Below are 18,779 nucleotides of genomic sequence, written 5' to 3' on the forward strand. Positions count from 1 at the left end.
GTGTTCAGTGATTAGAAAGTTTTTCCAGTTTTGGTCCATGGATGAGATTTTATGGGTGGGTGCATTAAGAAGGGCATTGATTATAACGCGCTTCAAAACTAAGGCAAAAAATCAGCTCGCCCCGCATTTATTACCTATGGATTGGGCATATTTTGTATTGGCTTACCCGCGGCCGACAAGGTATTATTAACTTACCTTATGGCTTAAATCGTGATGTGTTATGGACCAACAGAAAAAAATCCGGCCACTCTCTCCACATCTGCAGGTTTACAAGCTGCCTCTGAATGCAGTTGCGTCTATTGTGCACCGTATTACCGGTGTCGTATTGTCGATAGGATTGCTGCTGTTCGTAGGCAGTCTGCTGACAATCAGCGTGGGAGAGGATGCATATATAACCCTGCAAAACCTTATGAACCATGCCTTGGGCACTGTGATTCTATGGTTATTTATTTATGCGCTGTTCTTTCATCTGTGCCACGGCATCAGGCATTTAATCTGGGATGCCGGCTACAGCTTCGAACGGGAGCAAATGGACAGAAATGTTTATATCGAGCTGATAGCATCCTTTATTCTGACCGTCGCCTGTTTTTTCTTACTTTAAGCGAGGCTATTATGGATTATCGCACACCGCTTGCCAAAGCCCGGGGTCTGGGTTCTGCGAAGTCAGGCACTGTTCATTGGTGGATGCAGAGAGTTTCGGCTGCTGCACTCATTCCGCTGTCATTATGGTGGCTGACGTTCATCGGCCATCTGTTAAAGTCATCTTATCCGCAAACTGTAGTCTGGTTGTCAAAACCTTTGAACAGCGTGCTCATGATAGCCTGGATACTGGCTGTTTTTTACCATGCCGGCCTGGGTCTGCAAGTGGTCATCGAAGATTATGTCCATACCGAATGGCTGAAGATTGTTTCCGTGTGGATCGTCAAACTGGCATTTACTCTTCTGGCGTTAGTCGCTGTGATGGCGATCTTTAATATTGGGAAAATGGTATAAGGCATGTCGAACAGTTATAAAATCATTGAACATCGCTACGATACCGTCGTTGTCGGCGCCGGCGGCGCCGGTTTGCGCGCGACGCTGGGCATGGCGGAAAAGGGATTGAAAACGGCCTGCATCAGCAAGGTTTTCCCCACCCGCAGCCATACCGTCGCCGCGCAGGGCGGCATCAGCGCGGCATTGGGCAATATGGGCGAAGACGATTGGCGCTGGCACATGTACGATACCGTCAAGGGCTCTGACTGGCTGGGCGATCAGGATGCCATCGAATACATGTGTCGCGAGGCTATTCCGGCCATCATCGAGCTTGAGCATTACGGCGTACCTTTTTCCAGAACGCCGGACGGCAGAATTTACCAGCGCGCGTTCGGCGGCATGACCACGCATTTCGGGGAGGGTACGGCCCAGCGCACATGCGCCGCTGCCGACCTGACCGGCCATGCCATTCTGCATACCTTGTATCAGCAGTCGCTCAAGCATCGGGCCGAGTTTTTTGTCGAATATATCGCCCTCGACCTGATTATGGAGGACGGTGTCTGCAGAGGCGTACTAGCCTGGTGTCTGGAGGACGGCAGCCTGCATTTATTCAGGTCTCACATGACTGTGCTGGCAACGGGTGGTTACGGGCGCTGTTACTTTTCCTGCACCTCCGCACATATCGTCACCGGCGATGGCAATGCCATGGCGCTGAGAGCTGGACTGCCACTGCAGGACATGGAGTTTGTGCAGTTCCATCCGACCGGCATCTATGGCGCGGGCTGTCTGATTACGGAAGGTGTTAGGGGTGAGGGCGGTTATCTGACCAATTCCGAAGGCGAGCGATTTATGGAGCGCTATGCGCCTCATGCAAAAGATCTCGCTTCCCGCGATGTCGTAAGCCGGGCCATTATGCTGGAAATCAGGGAAGGGCGCGGCGTCGGCAAGGAACGCGACCATGCTTATCTGCATATTGAACATCTGGACCCGGCCATTATAAAAGAACGCCTGCCCGGCATATCAGAGACGGCCCGAATTTTTGCCGGCGTTGATGTCACCAAGAACCCAATCCCTGTTTTGCCTACCGTACATTACAACATGGGCGGCATTCCCACCAATTACAAGGCCGAGGTCATTACTAAGAACGGGGATGATTCCGAAGTCGTTGTGCCAGGGCTCATGGCCATTGGCGAAGCTGCTTGTGTATCAGTTCATGGCGCCAATCGGCTGGGCTCGAATTCATTGCTCGATCTGATCGTTTTCGGGCGGTCAGCGGCCATACGCTGCGCCGAGCTCGTAAAGCCAAGCACCCCTCATGCACCTTTAAAAAAAGAGGCATGCGATCAGGCGCTTGCACGCTTCGATCGTATCCGCCACTCTAAAGGATCTTTGAAAACGGCTGATGTCCGTTTAAACATGCAAAAAACCATGCAGACGCACGCAGCTGTTTTCAGAACGGGACCTGTGCTTGATGAAGGCATTGAGAAGTTAAAGCAAGTCGCCGAGTCCTTTGTTGATATAGGAATAAAGGATCAATCCTTGATCTGGAATACGGATCTGGTCGAAACGCTGGAGTTGGACAACCTGTTAAGCCAAGCGATGGTGACCATCACCGGAGCGGCAAACAGAACGGAAAGCCGGGGCGGGCATGCCAGGGAGGACTATCCTGAGCGCGATGATCAGAACTGGCTGAAGCATTCATTGCTTTGGCTGGATAAAGGGCAGGTCAAGATCGATTATCGGCCCGTACATCTTTATACCTTGACTGATGACGTTGAAGCTATTCCACCTAAGAAGAGGGTTTATTAATGGTTGAATTTGCCTTGCCTAAAAATTCGGTGCCTAAAAAAGGCAAATTTTTTCCCGCGCCCGAGCATGCCAAACATATCAGGCGGTTTGAAGTTTACCGCTGGGACCCTGAAAGTGGTGAAAACCCGCGGATCGATGCCTATGATATCGATCTTGATAATTGCGGGCCGATGGTGCTGGACGCGATCATCAAGATCAAAAATGAGATCGATAGTACTTTGACCTTTAGGCGTTCATGCCGGGAAGGCATTTGCGGTTCTTGTGCGATGAACATCAATGGCAAAAATACGCTAGCCTGCATCAACGCCATTGAAGATTATCCCGGCACGATTAAAATTTTCCCGTTGCCGCATTTGTCCGTGATAAAAGACCTGGTCGGCGACATGAGCCATTTCTTCGCTCAATATGCTTCCATAAAACCGTGGATTGAGACGCAAACGCCGCCGCCGGCGGACCAGGAGCGGCTGCAGAGCAGGGAAGACCGCAAGAAACTCGACGGTTATTATGAATGCATCTTGTGCGCCTGTTGCTCAACCAGTTGCCCGAGTTACTGGTGGAACAGCGACCGTTTTCTTGGGCCGGCCATTTTGTTGCAGGCCTACCGCTGGCTTAATGATAGCCGCGATGAAATTGCCGGCGAGCGGCTGGATGACCTCGAGGATCCTTTTAAGCTGTACCGGTGCCATACCATCATGAACTGCACCGATACCTGTCCCAAGCATCTGAATCCTGCCAAGGCGATTGCTGAAATTAAAAAAATGCTGTTAATCCGGCAACAAGGCTGATGGTTTCAGAAGAAAAATTGAGATGGCTCTGCCGGCGCGGTTCGCTGGAGCTGGATAAGATGCTTAACCTGTATCTGGAACATGCCTATTTAAAGGCAGGGTATGATGAACAGCAACTGTTTCAGGCATTGCTGAATTTCAGCGATGCGGAGCTGTTGATGTTTTTGGTGGACGGGCAAGTGCCTGAAGCAAAAGGAATGGATGCTCTTGTCAAAAAAATACGATCCCTCTCTGCTGCTGGAACTTAAGCCTTCCAAACGGTTGGAACAGCTGCTGATTTTTGCTCATGTGCTCGCGTTGGGTGCATGTCTGGCCGCTGCCTTGCCGCTTGCCATTAAATTGGCTTTATTGGCAGGAATAGGTCTGTACTGTTGGGGCGTTATCAGGCACTTGAATGATTTCCGGCAAACAATCAGATATACCGAGGCGTCAGGCTGGGAAATCTTGGACGGCAATGACTTCGAACCGGTCCGAGTTATAAATTCAACGGTTATAACCGTATATGTAATATTTTTACAGGTGATAAGGCAGAACGCCGGCAAAAAGACGATTATCGTTTTAAATGATGCGTTATCAGAAGATGATTATCGATTTCTTATCGTGAAATTGAGAACAAGCGTCAACACCGGACAAATTAAATAGGCATTTTAGATTAAAGCGATAAATTGTATAATTTACCGTTTGTTTCAGCTTGAACCTCTCGCTGTATTCCTTTCTTGTACCAAATTCTATTTAAGAGAACTCTATGGCATTGTATTGCGGAATCGTTGGTTTGCCCAATGTTGGAAAATCGACCCTGTTTAACGCATTAACCCGGGCGAAGATCGCCGCCGAAAACTACCCATTCTGCACAATTGATCCCAACGTGGGCGTCGTTCCCGTGCCCGACAATAGAATGGAAAAACTGGCAGAAATTGTGAAACCCGAGCGTACACTGCCTACGACCATTGAATTTGTTGATATTGCAGGGCTGGTTGCCGGCGCCTCGAAAGGCGAAGGCTTGGGCAATCAATTTCTGGGCAACATTCGTGAAACCGATGCGATAGCCCACGTCGTGCGCTGTTTCCATGACGACAACGTTATCCATGTCGCCGGCAAGATCGACCCCGTTTCCGATATAGAAGTCATTAACACCGAATTGGCATTGGCGGATATGGCTACGGTTGACAGGGCATTGCAGCGCGTATCAAAAGCTGCCAAATCCGGCAACAAAGACGAACTGGCGAAAAAACAGGTGCTGGAGAAAGTCGCCAAGCACCTGGATACCGGCGAGCCTGTGCGAGCCATGGGGCTGAGCGATGATGAAACAGCGTTGATAAAAGACCTGTGCCTATTGACGATCAAGCCTACCATGTACATTGCCAATGTTCAGGATGATGGCTTCGAAGACAATCCCTTGCTGGACAGGGTCAGAGAGTTTGCCGCAAAGGAAGGGGCGGTCGTCGTGCCGATATGCGCCGCGATAGAGGCGGAAATTGCCCAACTGGACGACGATGAAAAGAAGGAATTCCTCGATGATCTAGGTCTGGAAGAACCGGGTTTGAACCGTGTCGTCAGAGCCGGCTATGCGCTGCTGAACCTGTCCACTTATTTTACCGCCGGCTTAAAGGAAGTCCGGGCCTGGACCATTCCGACAGGTGCAACCGCTCCGCAGGCAGCCGGCGTCATCCACTCGGATTTTGAAAGAGGATTCATCCGCGCCGAAGTGATCGCCTATGAAGATTTCATTGCCAATAAAGGCGAGCAGGGCGCCAAGGATGCCGGAAAATGGCGTCTTGAAGGCAAGGATTATGTCGTTAAAGACGGCGATGTGGTTCATTTTAGATTCAACGTTTGACAAATCTCGAGCGGGTATTTAAAATGCCCGCTCTTTTGAGAGACCTACTTCAAAGGCGATGTAGCTCAGCCGGTTAGAGCGTGGGATTCATAACCCCAAGGTCGGTGGTTCGATCCCACCCATCGCCACCATTTTCCTTATTTGAAGTTTTGTTTTCGCAGTATCGCCAGATACGCGACCTTACAAAATAAAGACCTATCCAAAGGCGATGTAGCTCAGCCGGTTAGAGCGTGGGATTCATAACCCCAAGGTCGGTGGTTCGATCCCACCCATCGCCACCATTCATTAAATCTGCACAAGTTCTCCCGTTTCTGTCCTCTTTTTTGATTGATACAATGCCTGATCGGCATGATCAAACAAATGTCCTGCTCAATCACGACTAGCTCGGCAATATACGCGAACTGGCTAACACCCTGACTCGGGCCGTGCTCTGGTCCGAGGCAGAGATTATCGGCAAACGGGACATTCAGTACGCGCTGCTGAAAAGGCGGCAGACAGACGCCGCGGCGGAAACCATCCTGCATCAGCCCATCGAAGGAGGCTTTGATTTACAGGCCGTCATCTCCCAAGCCGCTACGCATCCAGGGCAACGGCCCGCTCACGGTGAATCCGGCGATTTGCGCATGGCGATGATTGCCTTGGGCGTCGCGCGACAGTCAGTATTATAATATGCGCATTCGTCCCAGGAATCGCTTGGGAACGGGAACGGCATAAGCCGGATAGGCACGTTTAACTTTCTCGAAATTACAGGGAGTTAACATGACAGGCAATAACGGCCATCTGGGCGGATCAACCAATAGGCCGGTGATAGATGAAGGCACTCTCATTCGGCACCGATCGCCGGCACCTGGACCGATTGGTATCACCGCCCAAGATAGTTTGCACGTTACCCCGGAAAATGAGTCCAGAGGATTAACAGCGGGGGAGATTCAAATGGCGAAAAAAATCTTTAAGGATTCGATTAACTACGCCAGGGTTCGGGTCCACAAGGAAGGCTATTTCCCTTTTGGACTGCAGGATGCCAGGACTGCTGTGACACCTAATGGGGAGATGTATTTTCCTCCTTTAAAATTTCTAGAGGACTTCTCAATTTCTAATGATTTGAATAAATGCTGGTTTATGCATGAGATGACTCATGTATGGCAGTATCAACTGGGTTATTGGGTTAGGTTTAGGGGCGCATTCCGTCCGGGATTGGACTATAAATACACGCTTGATGCGCAGAGAAAGTTCTGTGACTACAATATGGAAGCTCAGGGTGATATCTTGGCAGATTACTTTGCGTTAAAGTTTCTTAATAATCCAAGTGCTGTCAGAAATCAGCTCAGTGCCGATTCAACTGTAACTTATTCGCTTGATGATTATGAAAGAACACTGAAAGACTTCCTGATCAATCCAGCAAGCAGTGAAAATCTACCCTGACACATGAAAATATTCTTTTATTTATCAATAGCCGTCGCGCTGCCTCTTACGCAAATCGGCGGGTGTACTCCGATAAGAAAGGAAATTGGGCAGGCTATTGTTCTACAAAGCGGCAATCTCCCATGCTTTTCCATTGAAAACACTGAAAAAACCCGAGCCGGCGAAGCAAATCTTAAAGCTATAGAGGTCATAGGTGAACAGGGCAATAAAATCTGGTTTGCAGAGTTTAAAAAATCGTCTCCGTTCACGCCAGACCAGTGCATACCTTATGGTCAAACGACTGACATATATCCAGCGAAGATGCCGGCAGAACCATTAGTACCCGGACAGGTGTATGGGGTAACGCTCTATGCGCCGATGGGAAAATATCCGTATGAGGCGCATGGATACACTGCGGACTTCTGCTTGCTTGAACGACCTGGACAAGAGATTCTTGTGCATCAAGTCCAATTTGACTCAAAAACATCGCGATGGCTACGCGAATTCTGCAAAACTGATGTGCCGAATTGATCATTAGCAGGTAGCTCCAATGAATCGCGGCATGCAATATGCCATAGCTGATCGACAGGTAATAAATTGATTATTAAATGCTTTTTCGGACTTTGGTTGAGCATCTGAATAAAGAATAAATCCTAAACTCCAGCCATGCATCCAAACAGCCAACAAAAAACACAGAATCCGCAAAGTCTAAAAGAACAATGTCCTGTGCAATCCCATGCCCTCTATGGTCAACCTGAACATGAACAGCAATAAGCTTCCCGATAACTATCCCCAATGGCTGGCAGGGCTGAAGAGACAAATCGCCTCGGCCCAGCAACGCGCCGCTTTAGCCGTCAACCAGGAGCTGATCCGACTATACTGGCAGCTCGGCGCCGACATTTTACAGCGCCAGACCGAGCAGGGCTGGGGCAGCAAGGTGATCGAACGGCTGGCTCAGGATTTGCAGCAGGCTTTTCCGGATTTAAAAGGGTTTTCGGCGCGGAACATCAAGTACATGCGCGCTTTCGCGGAAGCCTGGCCGATAACCGCGGCATCACCCTCAATTGTGCAACAGCCTGTTGCACAAATTCCCTGGGGCCATAATCTGGTGTTGCTGACCAAGCTGAAAACGCCGGAGCAGCGCCTGTGGTATGCCCATAAAACGATAGCGCATGGTTGGTCGCGCAGTGTGCTGGTGCATCAGATTGAAAGTGGCCTGATGCAGCGCGAGGGCCAGGCGGTCAGCAATTTCAGCCGGAACCTGCCCGACCTGCAATCCGAACTGGCTCAGGCAACGCTGAAAGACCCTTATATCTTCGATTTTTTGAGCATAGGCGCAGAAGCGCGTGAGCGCGACATAGAACAGGCGCTGACGCAGCATATCACTCAGTTCCTGCTGGAACTGGGCGCCGGCTTTGCCTATGTCGGCAGGCAGGTCGAACTGAACGTGGGCGGCGATGATTTTTATCTGGATTTATTGTTCTACCATCTGAAATTGCGCTGCTATGTCGTCGTGGAGCTCAAAACCGGCGATTTCAAGCCGGAGCATGCAGGACAATTGAGTTTTTATTTAAGTGCGGTAGACGCCCGGATCAAAAGCGAACAGGACGCCTCAAGCATCGGTTTGTTGTTATGCAAGACCCGCAATAAGCTGGTCGCGGAATATGCCCTGCGCGACAACAACAAGCCGATCGGCGTCGCGGAATATCAGTTGGCCCAAGCGCTGCCCGCCGATCTGGAAAATCAGCTGCCCAGTATTGAACAGATTGAGCGTGAACTGGAAGGCGATTGAGCCGGAAATTCAGTGCGTAGATTGGGTTGATAAACCCAGCTTCGAAGCCGCTCGTGCCGGGTTTCCACAAAGCACTAACCCAGCCAGTGAGCTTTAGAGAGTACAGAGACACACAGAGAAATGGCTTGCCTGGCCTCTGTGCTCTCGGCAACTGCTCCTGCGTTGCTCTACCTCCCGCATCCATGCGGTCGTCTGTGTCCTCTGTGGTTAATAAGCCTGTGTTAAAAAATTAAAAAATTTTAATTATGACCAAATCCCTCTCACATGTCATAGGCTTGGACGACGCCCCGTTCCCGCGCACGCACAAAGGCGATGTGCTGCTGGTGGGCGCGGTTTACGCCGGTCTGCGCCTGGATGCGGTGCTGAGCGGCAAAGTCAGGCGCGATGGGGCCAACGCCACGCAGACTATCATCAAGCTGATCAGCGGCTCGCGTTTCGCCGGCCATTTGCAGTTGGTGATGCTGCAGGGCATCGCCTTTGCCGGTTTCAACGCGGTCGATCTGCCGCTGTTGCATGAGGCGCTCGGCCTGCCGGTGCTGGTGGTCATGCGCAGGCGTCCCGATATGCAGACGATCAGGCAGACCCTGCTGAATCATGTGCCTGGCGGCCAGCGCAAATGGCGGTTGATCGAACGGGCAGGGCCGGTGGAGCCGGTTCGGCAGGTTTTTGTGCAGCGGATGGGGCTTACCCTGGCCGATGCCGACCGGACGCTACAGTTTCTTGCCGTCAACAGCCATATCCCCGAACCGCTGCGGACGGCTCATCTCATAGCCGGCGGCGTCACCCTGGGAGAAAGCCGGCATCGGCCTTAGCTCTGCAACCTTGAGCACCGCTGGAGCGGTGCGGGATACATGCCAACGCGGAGCATCACTGCCATTAAGTTAAGACTTGTTTCGTTCGCCCTGATCTTGTCGAAGGGTGAGCGAAACAAGTCGTTAAACTATTCATGGTTCGACAAGCTCACCACGAACGGTTTAACTTAACGGCATTGACGTGGAGCGTGGGAATGAGAGAAATTTAAACGGCCAAGTCCTGCAGTTCATCGGCTAAATCGCGGCTTAGACGATCGAGGCATTCGTTGAGCGCTTTCACCATAACTGAGTAGTCAGTGGTCGAAGCAGGAACACGGTAAGACTCCTGCTGATTCAATACCATTCCATCATTGCGCGTTATCTGCCATTGCGCCTTCAAACCTGCCTGTTTTTGCGGGTCCACATGAAATTCGAGAATATTGACGGATACCCGGAACTTTGCTCGTTCAGCCGTATTCGGATTGCTGGAGAATTCCACCTCGGCAGGCACCAGAAGCGCGAGGTTTTGGGCCAGCACGCGTCTGATATTGTGGTCCAGCTCCTCGGCCCAGCGATTGAGTTCACTCAATTGATAAGCGTTCTGGCCTGTGGCTGTCACGATCTGAGGCCTGTCTACATAATGAGGAATACGAATGGATGTCAGGATAACGATGGGCTTTTTGGCGGCTCCGGCTGGCTGTTCGAAGCTGCTGATCGGCTCCAGCATATAGAATTGCGGCGGAGGCGATGTACCGCCTATGCAGGCCGACAGAGATATAAATATAACAGACAATAAAGGAAGAAAAACGAGCCGGTTTGTGTGCATAATCAAACTCCTCTAGTTATCTTTTCCGGTAAGCACCGCTTCCGGATGGCGTTCCAGGTAGTCGGTCAGATTTTCCATGGAACGTGCGGCATCTTTGAGCGCTTCCAGGGTTTCGGTCAGTTCCGATTCAGGCCCGACGGCGCCGCCCAGTTTCGCCATCGAATCCCGTGCTCTGTCAAGGGTAGCGGTTGCGGTGCTCAAGGTCTTGTCGGTGTTGGCGACGATAGGCTTGAGGTCTTTGATCAATGCATTGGTGCTGACCATGGTTTTGCTCGTATTGGCCAGCAAGGGCTCCAGATTATGATTGAGCGTCTTTACCGTTTGCTCCATTCCCTCCAGGGTATTGGCCAGAGCAGCGGTAGATTTCCTGACGTCTTTGGAAGCGATGAAGTCTTTGATTTCGCGCAAGCTGGCCGACAAATCCCGGACTATGTCTTCCAACGGCAAATCGTGCAATCTCTTGGCCACTTCCGAGGCCGTATTGCGGAGTTCGTCCACGGTTGTCGGAATGGCAGGCACTTCCAGTAATCCTTGATATTCAAGACCGGTAAACACGGGCGGTTTGTCACGATGCACATCGAAATCTATATAAAGCAAACCCGTTAATAGGCTTTGCATCTCAAGACGGGCACGGAACCCCGCAGCAACAAGCCTGTCCCTGTTTTCTTCTCGATCTTTATGCGTCATTGCTCTGGGAAAAGGCGTTCCCCCTATGCTGGTTAAACTATTACGATCGATCTCTATCACTACCGGCTTGTATATCTTGGTGGCGTTCGGATCGATCTGTAAAACGATCTGCTTGACTTCGCCGATTTTGACGCCCTGCATTTTTACCGGCGCGCCGATTTCGAGTCCATTGAGCGAGGAATCAAAAAAGACCACGAAGCGGACTTTGTCGGCCTGAAAAAACTGCCCGCCGCCGAAGACGAAGAGCGCGATCAGCAAAAGCGCTAGAGCGCCAACCGTGAAACCGCCAATAGCAACAGGACTGATTGGTTTACTCATGGCAACGTTGCTCCCTTCTAAGGACAGGGCGAGAAATAACTTCTCTGAATTCTGACGAGCAGCTGGTGTGGGGGCGACTTAAGTCGCCCTGGGCGAATACCCTAAAGGGCACAAGTACCCTAAAGGGCATAAATAAATTCGCCCCTACATCAGCACCAGTTTCATTCGTGAACCGGAAAGTTATTTTTAACCGAATCCTATGCGGATTTATTGACATTGCTTTCGCCTCGGGTCAGAAATTGAATGATTTTGGCATCGTTCGATTCAGCCAGCAGCTTTTTGGGCGAGCCGGTCGCCCGCATGGTCTTGGTTTCGGGATCGAGGAAAACCGAATTGGTGCCGATGGCGAAGATGCTCGCCAGCTCGTGGGTGACGACGACAATGGTCGCCCCCAGCGTGTCGCGCAGGCTGGCGATCAGGTCATCCAGCAGTTTGGCGCTGACCGGGTCGAGCCCTGCCGAAGGTTCGTCGAAGAACAGGATTTCGGGATCGAGCGCCATGGCCCGGGCCAGACCGGCACGTTTTTGCATGCCGCCGCTGATCTCGGACGGGTAATAATCCTCGAACCCCGCCAGACCGACCAGGGCAAGCTTGTAGGATACGATGTCGGCAATTTCACGGCTTCCCATGCCGGTGAACTCTCCCAGCGGCAAGGCAATGTTTTCCGCCAGCGTCAGGGAACTGAACAAGGCGCCGCTCTGGTATAAAACTCCGATGCGGCGCATGATCTGAGTGCGTTCTTCGTCGCTGGCATGCCAGAAATCTTGCTGTTCGTAGAACACATCGCCTTTGGCAGGCCGCTGCAGGCCGATCAAATGCCTGAGCAGGGTGCTTTTGCCGCAGCCGCTGCCGCCCATGATGATGAAGATATCGCCATGGTCGATCGTGAAATTCAAATCCCGCTGGATCACGAAATCGCCGTAAGCCATGGTCAGATTCTTTACCGTGATGTGCGGAGCATTCATGGCTTATCCACTCAAATACCGAGCCGATCGCAGATCAGCGTAATCACCGAATCGGCTACCACGATGTAGACGATGCTGTTCACCACGGCCGCCGTTGCGGCATCGCCGACAGCCGAAGCGCTGCGTCCGCACTGCATGCCGCGCATGCATCCGGCCGTTGCGATCAGGGTTGCGAATACCAGGCTTTTGAACAGCCCGATGCTGAAATCGGTCAGATCCACGGCCTTTTGGGTTTCGTTGTAGTATTGAATCAAGGATACATCGAAGGCGCTGATCGTGACCATCGCCCCGCCCAAAATGCCCATCAGGTCGGCATACAGGCACAGCAGCGGCATCATCAGGATCAACGCCAGCATGCGCGGCAGTACCAGGAACTCCATCGGCGATATGCCCATAGTCCTGAGGGCGTCGATCTCGCTGTTGACGTTCATGGTGCCGAGCTGCGCGGCATAGGCGGCGCCGGTGCGCCCGGACATGATCACGGCCGTCATCAGCGCGCCCATCTCGCGCACCGTGCCCAGACCGACCAGATCGGCGATATAGATCTGGGCACCGAACAAAGCCAGCTGCACGGCGCCGACGAAAGCCAGAATCAGGCCCACCAGCAAGCTGATCAGCGTTACGATCGGCAGGGCCGCGGGACCGGCGTCCTGTATGCACAAGAACATATCAACAGTACGAAAGCGCGCCTTGCCCCGGACCAACGTTATGAAAGCCAGCACGGCCTCGCCGATGAAAGCGATCAGCCCCTTGGCGTCTTTAAGGCCTTTCAGGACCGTTTTGCCAATTTGGCCCAACATGGATTTTTTTTGCTCCGTGCGGCGCGCCCCGGCCCGCTCAGGCACCGCGCGCGCCAGTTTGAGCAGCGCCTGTGCGCCTTCAGGCAATCCGGAGGCATCGACTTCAATATCATGGCTCTGACAATAATCGATGATCCTGAGGAGGTAAGCCGGCAGCCGGCTGTCCCAGCTTCCAAGCTCATGCGCCTGCAGCAAAACATGGCTTGGATTTTTAGAGGCATCCAAATCCGCGAGCACCTGTTCGGCTTGCTTGATTGTCGCGCCATGGTCCCAGTTGCCGGTCAACTGTATAGCCACGGTCGAATCGTCAATCCGAATGAAGTTGACATGGCCCGATACAGCGCTGACAGCGCTCACGGCATTCTCCTGCGGGCATCGTCTTCAAGGCATTCAGATTCTGCTCGCTGGTCATGAGGTTTTTTGATAATGCCTGTCTTTAACATAAATCGTTTCCGCCTTAGTAAGAAAAGTTCATGCAAGAAAGTGTATCGCTGCCCGGATCTGACTGGGCAACAAATACCGGTAAGGCACTGATTAAGACAGCAGCGATGGCTTTTGTATCCTGGTGTTAGAGCCTGCATACCAAATCAATAAGACAATGTATGTTTACTTGTTGACAGGTTTAAGTATTTTTAAAGTAGCGATTGACTATAATTTGCGCCCCGACAAGGCAACTTATCTTCCTGCCTCAATCTCTAACTGATAAATCTGTTTTTTACTATCCCAAAATGAACAAAATCTTGCTAATGCCATTGTTATGGCTGATGGTTTTTTATGGCCCGGCAAAAGCCGACGTCATTACCGCGCCCCGAATAAATCCGGTTCAACTGGAATATCAGATTCACCTGCAGGTCAATCGCGAGCGCCAGAAATACGGCCTGGCCCCATTGGTTCAGGATGAAAAGCTGGCGTTTATAGCGCGTAATCACAGCCTGGATATGGCGAAGTACAAGTTTTTCAGCCACATCAATCCGCTGGGCGAAGGTCCGGCCGAGCGCGGTAAACGCCAGGGCTGGAACAGGCAAAAACAGATCGGCCCCAACACATTGAGAACCGGGTTATCGGAAAATATTTTCCAGAACAGTCTTTACAGCACAATATTGAAGACGATCCAGGACGGCATTACCGTTGACCAGGAATATATCTGGTACAGCCTGGAGCAGATCGCACAAACGACAGTGCAGAGCTGGATGGACAGCCCGCCGCACCGGAAAAATATCCTGTCGCCTCTGACTGACCGGCAAGGCATCGGCGTTGCCATCTCGGGCAACGATGTTTATGTGACGGAGGATATGTTTTAACGGCGCTCTAATGGAACGATGGGGCGGGTACCATTGGCAAGTTGGGCGAGCAATTGAGGAAGCTTCAGCATATCGTCAAATGACTCTGCATCTCCGGCTTGGCTTAACGGGGTTTCACCATTGCCTACATACTGGAATGCGTTCATTCCTGCCGCTGCGGCTGCCTCAATTCCAACTTCGCTATCTTCTATAACCACGCATTGGCCGGGTAAAAAACCCATCGCATTCGCTGCGTATTGGAATAAGCCCGGATCCGGCTTCCAAGAGCCAACTTCATACGAACTGAAGATATTATTGCCAAAGTAAGGCGCGAGACCGCTAATTTCGAGCGCCTGACGGATTTTCAAAGGCGGTCCGCTTGAGGCAATGCACTTGGGAAAATTCGTGGTTTCGAGCATTTCAATAACGCCGGGCATGGGTTTCAGCTCGCTAGAGAAGAGTTCCGTAACACGTTGACGGTAATGGTGTTCAAAGTTATCCGGTAAATTCTGGCAAAGATGGCGCTCAAGATCAGAAAAAATTTGGGCCAGCTTTTTGCCGCGATATCGTTGGATCAATGACTCCACGGTATCGGTCAACTGCGGAAGCAGATCAAGAAACGCTTGATTGCAAAGCCTCTCACTATCCACGAGCGTGCCGTCCAAATCAAAGATTACACAGATGAGGGTCATTTATCGAGATGCCTGACGTAGACTATAAAAATTTTCGTATATCTTCCATACTTTTTCTATTAACGACAACCAAGTTTTGATTGTTGCATTGCTACCTTGATTCTTTTTCAAATAATGGCGCAAATTCCCCATAGCCGCTTTCCTTGAGCTTGTCGGCCGGAATGAAGCGCAGCGCGGCAGAATTCATGCAGTAGCGTTTGCCGCCCGCCTCTTTGGGGCCGTCATCGAAGACATGGCCCAGATGAGAGTCGGCCAGGCGGCTGCGAACTTCGGTGCGCGTCGTGAAAAAACCATGATCTACTTTGGTCGTGATACTGTCCATGCCGATCGGCTTGGTAAAACTCGGCCAGCCTGTGCCTGAGTCGTATTTGTCCAGCGAGCTGAACAAAGGTTCGCCGGAAACCACATCAACATAAATGCCGGGCTGCTTGTTATTCCAGTACTCGTTGTCGAACGCGCGCTCCGTGTCTTCGTGTTGCGTCACGTCAAACTGCAGCGGCGTCAGCCGTTTTTTCAGCTCATCCTGCGTGGGCTTTACGAATGAGCGGGCATCCCAGGCTGAAGCCGTCGCGGCCCATAGCGATAAAGTCAGCAATAAAATGGTTTTGTTCATAGCAAACCTCCGGAAAATTACACATAGCCGCTATCGTAAGCATTGCCTTAAGACAATGTTTATTTCCGGTAATTCACGTAAAGTCGGGGAGCGAACAGAGAAAGGCAAGGGAAACTGCCGGTTCTGATGTTCGATCCCCGGAAAAGATCGGTAACGCTTAACTTGCAACGCCCAGGATCACCGCGCCGGCTTTGAATACGACGGTTGCAGGCTGGCCTTTGCGCAAGCCCAGCGTTTCAGCGCTTTCGTTAGTGACGGTGGCGGCAATCTGTTCGCCGCCGGCTAACTCGATGTCGACTTCGGCATTGACCGCGCCCGGCTTGACTTGAGTGATCGTTCCGGACAGTTGATTGCGGGCGGAAAGCCGGTAGCCGCCGAAATCGGTGACAATGATGATTTGCGGCGCCTTGACCAGCGCGATGACTTCCGTGCCGGTTTTGATTGCCAGGTTTTCCGCTGAATCTTTGGTGATCGAGGCGACAATCGTAGCGCCTCCGCTCAGACCCACATGCACTTCGGCGTTGACCGCGCCGATAATGACTTCTTTGACAGTGCCTTTGAATTGATTGCGTGCACTTGCTTTCATGATAAAACTCCCTATTTAGTATTGATTAATTCAAGATCGAGGTGCCTTTGATCTGCACATAAACCCCCATGCCGACCTGCAAATCCAGCAATATTGCCGATTTGCGGGTGATGTGCGCCAGCAATGCCTGAGTGCCGATCCGCAAGCGCACCACGGTCTGGCCGTCGTGACTATTGGTCAGGCCTGTGATAGTGGCGAGAAGGACATTGAGAATGCTGGTGGCGTTCGGCGCCTCAAGGCAGATGCTAACATCCCGGGCATAAATTTGCACGCGCAGTTGTGCGCCGGCATCGGCATCGATGGACGGCAGACTCAGCGTGCCGCCGACAAAAGCGACGTGAGTCAGATGGTAATCGATTTCGTGCTCAACGACGGTAACAGGCCAGACCGTGGCCGCTTCTCTGTCATGCGCCAGCGGCACATCAAGACGGCTCAGCGTTTCCGCCAGCGGCCCCGAAGCCAGCGCCCGGCCTTCGGCCATAATCACCAGAGTGTCGGCCAGTTGCGCGACTTCCTGCTGGGAGTGCGTGACATAAAGCACCGGAATGTTGAGTTCCCTATGCAGACGGATCAGAAACGGCAGGATTTCCTGTTTGCGCTGGGAATCCAGCGCCGCCAGCGGCTCGTCCATCAGCAGCACTTCGGGGTTCAGGGCTAGCGCCCGGGCTATGGCGACGCGTTGCCGCTCGCCGCCCGATAGACCTTCGGGCATTCTGTTCAATAGATGGCCGATGCCCAGCAGTTCGATCACCTGTTGCAGATCGACCGCGTCCGGTGTTTTGCCGATCCGTTTCAGGCCAAACTGCAAGTTTCCAGCGACGGTCAGATGCGGAAACAGGCTGGCCTCCTGAAATACATAACCCAGAGCCCGTTTATGGGTCGGCACAAACACGCCGCGCTCGCTGTCTTGCCAGATCTTGCCGTTGATTTCCAGAAAGCCTTGAGGCGCGCGCTGCAGACCGGCAATGCAGCGCAGCAAAGTGGTCTTGCCGGAACCGGACGGGCCGAACAGCACAGTAATGCCCGAACCGGGCAGGTACAGATCGACGTCGAATTGAAATTCGCCGTAATCGAGAAGAAAGCGGGCGTTGATAGTCTGGATCATTTAAGTTGATGGGCGACAGGGTGGGTTTTCAACACGCTGTACATCAACAGCAATACCGAGAATGAAAACGCCAGCAGGCCGCCGGCCAGCCAGTGCGCCCGACCGTATTCCAGCGCTTCGACATGATTGTAGATCTGCACCGACACGACCCGCGTCTTGTCGGGAATATTGCCGCCCACCATCAGCACCACGCCGAATTCGCCGACCGTATGCGCAAAGCCCAGGATCGTGGCGGTCAAAAAGCCGGGCCGGGCTAAAGGCACCACGACATTGAAAAAAGTATCCAGCGGACCGGCGCGCAGCGTGGCCGCCGCTTCCAGGGGCCGATCGCCGATGGCGGCAAAGGCGGCCTGCAAGGGCTGCACGACGAACGGCAGTGAATACAGGACCGACGCCACGACCAGGCCGCCGAAGGTGAACGGCAAGGTGCCCAGGCCCAATTGGGTCGTCAGTTGGCCGATGGGACCGTGCGGCCCCATCAGCACCAGCAGATAAAAGCCCAGCACGCTCGGCGGCAATACCAGCGGCAAAGCGACCAGGGTATTGCAGACGCCTTTCCAGCGCGACGTCGTGCGGGTCAGCCACCAGGCCAGCGGCGTTCCCAGCAGCAGCATCAGCAGTGTGGAAAGGCTCGCGACCTGGAAGGTCAGCCACAGGGCGCTGATATCGGCCGCATCCAGCATCATCTTGTTACCCGGCAATGCCGTAGCCGTATTTGCGGATGATCGCCAACGCTTCCGGCGATTTCAGAAATTTCAGCAGTGCCGGCGCGGCCGGGTTTTCGGCGCCGATTTTCAGCAGTACCGCATCCTGCAGAATAGGGCTGTGCAGGTTGTCGGGCACAATCCAGCCTGAACCGCTGGCAATTTTGCCATCTTTAATGGCTTGCGACAGTGCCACGAAACCGAGTTCGGCGTTTCCGGTACTGACGAACTGATAGGCTTGGGCAATGTTTTCACCCTGCACGAGCAAGGGCTGGAGTTTTTCCAGTACGCCCTTGTTTTTCATCAACTCGATCGCCGCCGCGCCGTAAGGCGCCAGTTTGGGATCGGCCAGGGCCAGATGCTTGAAACCGCCTTTGTCGAGAATCTGCCCCTGATCGTCGACCAGACCTGGCGTGGCCGACCATAAAACCAATTTGCCGACGGCATAAGTGAAGCGGCTGCCAGGCACAGCCAAGCCGGCTTGCTCCAGCTTGAGCGGCTTTTCGTTGTCGGCCGACAGAAACACTTCAAACGGCGCGCCGCTCTCGAATTGAGCGACAAATTTGCCCGAGGAACCGAATGACAGCTTGGCGCTGTGGCCGGTGGCTTTCTCAAACGCCTCGGCGATTTCGGTCATCGGCTGGCTGAAGTTGGCTGCGACTGCGACCAGCGTGGTTTCGGCATGCGCAATCGCATTGAGAGAAAACAGACACAAAATCAGCAGGGCGCTCTTTAAAGAATTAAATGACATGGCTTATCTCCAAAATAAAAATGCCCGTTGCAGTGCGCAACTATGAATCAAGCGCTGCAAGGGCG

General features: G+C 52.6%; 23 protein-coding genes and 2 tRNA genes. 15 read left to right on the forward strand and 10 right to left on the reverse strand.

The window, feature by feature from the left end; genetic code table 11:
* The first annotated feature begins 220 nt into the window (after positions 1 to 220).
* The 14 genes from sdhC to V2P20_RS11280 all read left to right on the forward strand — a co-directional run bounded on the left by sdhC (position 221) and on the right by V2P20_RS11280 (position 9,408).
* On the forward strand, positions 221 to 601 hold the full coding sequence (gene sdhC / locus V2P20_RS11215) for a succinate dehydrogenase, cytochrome b556 subunit (protein ID WP_331818327.1): 381 nt from the start codon (positions 221 to 223) through the stop codon (positions 599 to 601).
* Between the two features lie 11 nt (positions 602 to 612).
* Positions 613 to 993: a succinate dehydrogenase, hydrophobic membrane anchor protein gene (gene sdhD, locus V2P20_RS11220; RefSeq protein ID WP_331818329.1), complete on the forward strand. Its 381-nt coding sequence runs from the start codon at positions 613 to 615 to the stop codon at positions 991 to 993.
* Positions 994 to 996: 3 nt separating this feature from the next.
* Complete coding sequence (gene sdhA / locus V2P20_RS11225) at positions 997 to 2,781, forward strand: succinate dehydrogenase flavoprotein subunit (protein ID WP_331818331.1); 1,785 nt, start codon at positions 997 to 999, stop codon at positions 2,779 to 2,781.
* Entirely contained in the window at positions 2,781 to 3,566 is a 786-nt protein-coding gene (locus V2P20_RS11230; protein ID WP_331818333.1) for a succinate dehydrogenase iron-sulfur subunit, read from the forward strand. The genes sdhA and V2P20_RS11230 overlap by 1 nt, the downstream gene beginning before the upstream one ends.
* A complete protein-coding gene (locus tag V2P20_RS11235) occupies positions 3,566 to 3,814 on the forward strand; it encodes a succinate dehydrogenase assembly factor 2 (RefSeq protein ID WP_331818335.1) in 249 nt (82 codons plus the stop codon). Before V2P20_RS11230 ends, V2P20_RS11235 begins: the two co-directional genes overlap by 1 nt.
* Entirely contained in the window at positions 3,774 to 4,208 is a 435-nt protein-coding gene (locus tag V2P20_RS11240; protein WP_331818337.1) for a protein YgfX, read from the forward strand. Before V2P20_RS11235 ends, V2P20_RS11240 begins: the two co-directional genes overlap by 41 nt.
* Positions 4,209 to 4,311: 103 nt before the next feature.
* Entirely contained in the window at positions 4,312 to 5,403 is a 1,092-nt protein-coding gene (ychF, locus tag V2P20_RS11245; RefSeq protein ID WP_331818339.1) for a redox-regulated ATPase YchF, read from the forward strand.
* 54 nt (positions 5,404 to 5,457) lie between these two features.
* Positions 5,458 to 5,534 (forward strand) — tRNA-Met (locus V2P20_RS11250).
* Between the two features lie 73 nt (positions 5,535 to 5,607).
* Positions 5,608 to 5,684 (forward strand) — tRNA-Met (locus V2P20_RS11255).
* 144 nt (positions 5,685 to 5,828) lie between these two features.
* Complete coding sequence (locus V2P20_RS11260) at positions 5,829 to 6,071, forward strand: hypothetical protein (RefSeq protein WP_331818341.1); 243 nt, start codon at positions 5,829 to 5,831, stop codon at positions 6,069 to 6,071.
* 91 nt (positions 6,072 to 6,162) lie between these two features.
* On the forward strand, positions 6,163 to 6,825 hold the full coding sequence (locus V2P20_RS11265; RefSeq protein WP_331818343.1) for a hypothetical protein: 663 nt from the start codon (positions 6,163 to 6,165) through the stop codon (positions 6,823 to 6,825).
* Positions 6,826 to 6,828: 3 nt separating this feature from the next.
* A complete protein-coding gene (locus V2P20_RS11270) occupies positions 6,829 to 7,335 on the forward strand; it encodes a hypothetical protein (RefSeq protein ID WP_331818345.1) in 507 nt (168 codons plus the stop codon).
* Between the two features lie 229 nt (positions 7,336 to 7,564).
* A complete protein-coding gene (locus tag V2P20_RS11275) occupies positions 7,565 to 8,596 on the forward strand; it encodes a PDDEXK nuclease domain-containing protein (RefSeq protein ID WP_331818347.1) in 1,032 nt (343 codons plus the stop codon).
* Positions 8,597 to 8,841: 245 nt separating this feature from the next.
* Complete coding sequence (locus V2P20_RS11280; protein WP_331818349.1) at positions 8,842 to 9,408, forward strand: DUF99 family protein; 567 nt, start codon at positions 8,842 to 8,844, stop codon at positions 9,406 to 9,408.
* 205 nt (positions 9,409 to 9,613) lie between these two features.
* Here V2P20_RS11280 and V2P20_RS11285 read toward each other — a convergent pair whose 3' ends face one another.
* The 4 genes from V2P20_RS11285 to V2P20_RS11300 all read right to left on the reverse strand — a co-directional run bounded on the left by V2P20_RS11285 (position 9,614) and on the right by V2P20_RS11300 (position 13,340).
* Positions 9,614 to 10,213, reverse strand: a complete 600-nt coding sequence (locus V2P20_RS11285; RefSeq protein WP_331818351.1) for a PqiC family protein — start codon at positions 10,211 to 10,213, stop codon at positions 9,614 to 9,616.
* A gap of 12 nt (positions 10,214 to 10,225) precedes the next feature.
* Positions 10,226 to 11,218, reverse strand: coding sequence for an MlaD family protein (locus tag V2P20_RS11290; protein WP_331818353.1), 993 nt, complete (start codon positions 11,216 to 11,218; stop codon positions 10,226 to 10,228).
* Between the two features lie 197 nt (positions 11,219 to 11,415).
* Positions 11,416 to 12,183, reverse strand: a complete 768-nt coding sequence (locus V2P20_RS11295) for an ATP-binding cassette domain-containing protein (protein ID WP_331818355.1) — start codon at positions 12,181 to 12,183, stop codon at positions 11,416 to 11,418.
* A gap of 11 nt (positions 12,184 to 12,194) precedes the next feature.
* Positions 12,195 to 13,340 carry an ABC transporter permease gene (locus tag V2P20_RS11300; protein WP_331818357.1) on the reverse strand — a complete coding sequence of 382 codons (1,146 nt, stop codon included), beginning with the start codon at positions 13,338 to 13,340 and terminating at the stop codon, positions 12,195 to 12,197.
* 371 nt (positions 13,341 to 13,711) lie between these two features.
* Here V2P20_RS11300 and V2P20_RS11305 point away from each other — a divergent pair, with 371 nt between their 5' ends.
* The gene (locus tag V2P20_RS11305) at positions 13,712 to 14,284 is read left to right on the forward strand and encodes a CAP domain-containing protein (RefSeq protein WP_331818359.1); all 573 of its coding nucleotides are present in this window, start codon (positions 13,712 to 13,714) and stop codon (positions 14,282 to 14,284) included.
* Here V2P20_RS11305 and V2P20_RS11310 read toward each other — a convergent pair.
* The 6 genes from V2P20_RS11310 to modA all read right to left on the reverse strand — a co-directional run bounded on the left by V2P20_RS11310 (position 14,281) and on the right by modA (position 18,714).
* Positions 14,281 to 14,955, reverse strand: a complete 675-nt coding sequence (locus tag V2P20_RS11310; RefSeq protein ID WP_331818361.1) for an HAD-IA family hydrolase — start codon at positions 14,953 to 14,955, stop codon at positions 14,281 to 14,283. The genes V2P20_RS11305 and V2P20_RS11310 overlap by 4 nt on opposite strands.
* A 91-nt stretch (positions 14,956 to 15,046) precedes the next feature.
* Positions 15,047 to 15,568: a peptide-methionine (R)-S-oxide reductase MsrB gene (gene msrB / locus V2P20_RS11315; protein ID WP_331818362.1), complete on the reverse strand. Its 522-nt coding sequence runs from the start codon at positions 15,566 to 15,568 to the stop codon at positions 15,047 to 15,049.
* Positions 15,569 to 15,725: 157 nt separating this feature from the next.
* Positions 15,726 to 16,154 (reverse strand): TOBE domain-containing protein, encoded by a 429-nt coding sequence (locus tag V2P20_RS11320; protein ID WP_331818363.1) that lies wholly within the window; start codon positions 16,152 to 16,154, stop codon positions 15,726 to 15,728.
* A gap of 25 nt (positions 16,155 to 16,179) precedes the next feature.
* Positions 16,180 to 17,256, reverse strand: a complete 1,077-nt coding sequence (modC, locus tag V2P20_RS11325) for a molybdenum ABC transporter ATP-binding protein (RefSeq protein ID WP_331818399.1) — start codon at positions 17,254 to 17,256, stop codon at positions 16,180 to 16,182.
* On the reverse strand, positions 17,256 to 17,942 hold the full coding sequence (modB, locus tag V2P20_RS11330; RefSeq protein ID WP_331818400.1) for a molybdate ABC transporter permease subunit: 687 nt from the start codon (positions 17,940 to 17,942) through the stop codon (positions 17,256 to 17,258). Before modB ends, modC begins: the two co-directional genes overlap by 1 nt.
* A gap of 7 nt (positions 17,943 to 17,949) precedes the next feature.
* Complete coding sequence (gene modA / locus V2P20_RS11335) at positions 17,950 to 18,714, reverse strand: molybdate ABC transporter substrate-binding protein (RefSeq protein WP_331818365.1); 765 nt, start codon at positions 18,712 to 18,714, stop codon at positions 17,950 to 17,952.
* Between the last annotated feature and the right edge of the window lie 65 nt (positions 18,715 to 18,779).

The sequence above is a fragment of the Methylobacter sp. Wu1 genome (assembly GCF_036553575.1).
In the GTDB taxonomy this organism is placed as follows: Bacteria; Pseudomonadota; Gammaproteobacteria; order Methylococcales; family Methylomonadaceae; genus Methylobacter.

What these genes read in the sequence shown, in the direction of transcription:
- sdhC (WP_331818327.1), top strand. Translation starts at nt 221, where the DNA reads ATGGACCAACAGAAAAAAATCCGGCCACTCTCTCCACATCTGCAGGTT.
- sdhD (WP_331818329.1), top strand. Translation starts at nt 613, where the DNA reads ATGGATTATCGCACACCGCTTGCCAAAGCCCGGGGTCTGGGTTCTGCG.
- sdhA (WP_331818331.1), top strand. Translation starts at nt 997, where the DNA reads ATGTCGAACAGTTATAAAATCATTGAACATCGCTACGATACCGTCGTT.
- V2P20_RS11230 (WP_331818333.1), top strand. Translation starts at nt 2,781, where the DNA reads ATGGTTGAATTTGCCTTGCCTAAAAATTCGGTGCCTAAAAAAGGCAAA.
- V2P20_RS11235 (WP_331818335.1), top strand. Translation starts at nt 3,566, where the DNA reads ATGGTTTCAGAAGAAAAATTGAGATGGCTCTGCCGGCGCGGTTCGCTG.
- ychF (WP_331818339.1), top strand. Translation starts at nt 4,312, where the DNA reads ATGGCATTGTATTGCGGAATCGTTGGTTTGCCCAATGTTGGAAAATCG.
- V2P20_RS11265 (WP_331818343.1), top strand. Translation starts at nt 6,163, where the DNA reads ATGACAGGCAATAACGGCCATCTGGGCGGATCAACCAATAGGCCGGTG.
- V2P20_RS11270 (WP_331818345.1), top strand. Translation starts at nt 6,829, where the DNA reads ATGAAAATATTCTTTTATTTATCAATAGCCGTCGCGCTGCCTCTTACG.
- V2P20_RS11275 (WP_331818347.1), top strand. Translation starts at nt 7,565, where the DNA reads ATGAACAGCAATAAGCTTCCCGATAACTATCCCCAATGGCTGGCAGGG.
- V2P20_RS11280 (WP_331818349.1), top strand. Translation starts at nt 8,842, where the DNA reads ATGACCAAATCCCTCTCACATGTCATAGGCTTGGACGACGCCCCGTTC.
- V2P20_RS11285 (WP_331818351.1), bottom strand. Translation starts at nt 10,213, where the DNA reads ATGCACACAAACCGGCTCGTTTTTCTTCCTTTATTGTCTGTTATATTT.
- V2P20_RS11290 (WP_331818353.1), bottom strand. Translation starts at nt 11,218, where the DNA reads ATGAGTAAACCAATCAGTCCTGTTGCTATTGGCGGTTTCACGGTTGGC.
- V2P20_RS11295 (WP_331818355.1), bottom strand. Translation starts at nt 12,183, where the DNA reads ATGAATGCTCCGCACATCACGGTAAAGAATCTGACCATGGCTTACGGC.
- V2P20_RS11305 (WP_331818359.1), top strand. Translation starts at nt 13,712, where the DNA reads ATGAACAAAATCTTGCTAATGCCATTGTTATGGCTGATGGTTTTTTAT.
- V2P20_RS11310 (WP_331818361.1), bottom strand. Translation starts at nt 14,955, where the DNA reads ATGACCCTCATCTGTGTAATCTTTGATTTGGACGGCACGCTCGTGGAT.
- msrB (WP_331818362.1), bottom strand. Translation starts at nt 15,568, where the DNA reads ATGAACAAAACCATTTTATTGCTGACTTTATCGCTATGGGCCGCGACG.
- V2P20_RS11320 (WP_331818363.1), bottom strand. Translation starts at nt 16,154, where the DNA reads ATGAAAGCAAGTGCACGCAATCAATTCAAAGGCACTGTCAAAGAAGTC.
- modB (WP_331818400.1), bottom strand. Translation starts at nt 17,942, where the DNA reads ATGCTGGATGCGGCCGATATCAGCGCCCTGTGGCTGACCTTCCAGGTC.
- modA (WP_331818365.1), bottom strand. Translation starts at nt 18,714, where the DNA reads ATGTCATTTAATTCTTTAAAGAGCGCCCTGCTGATTTTGTGTCTGTTT.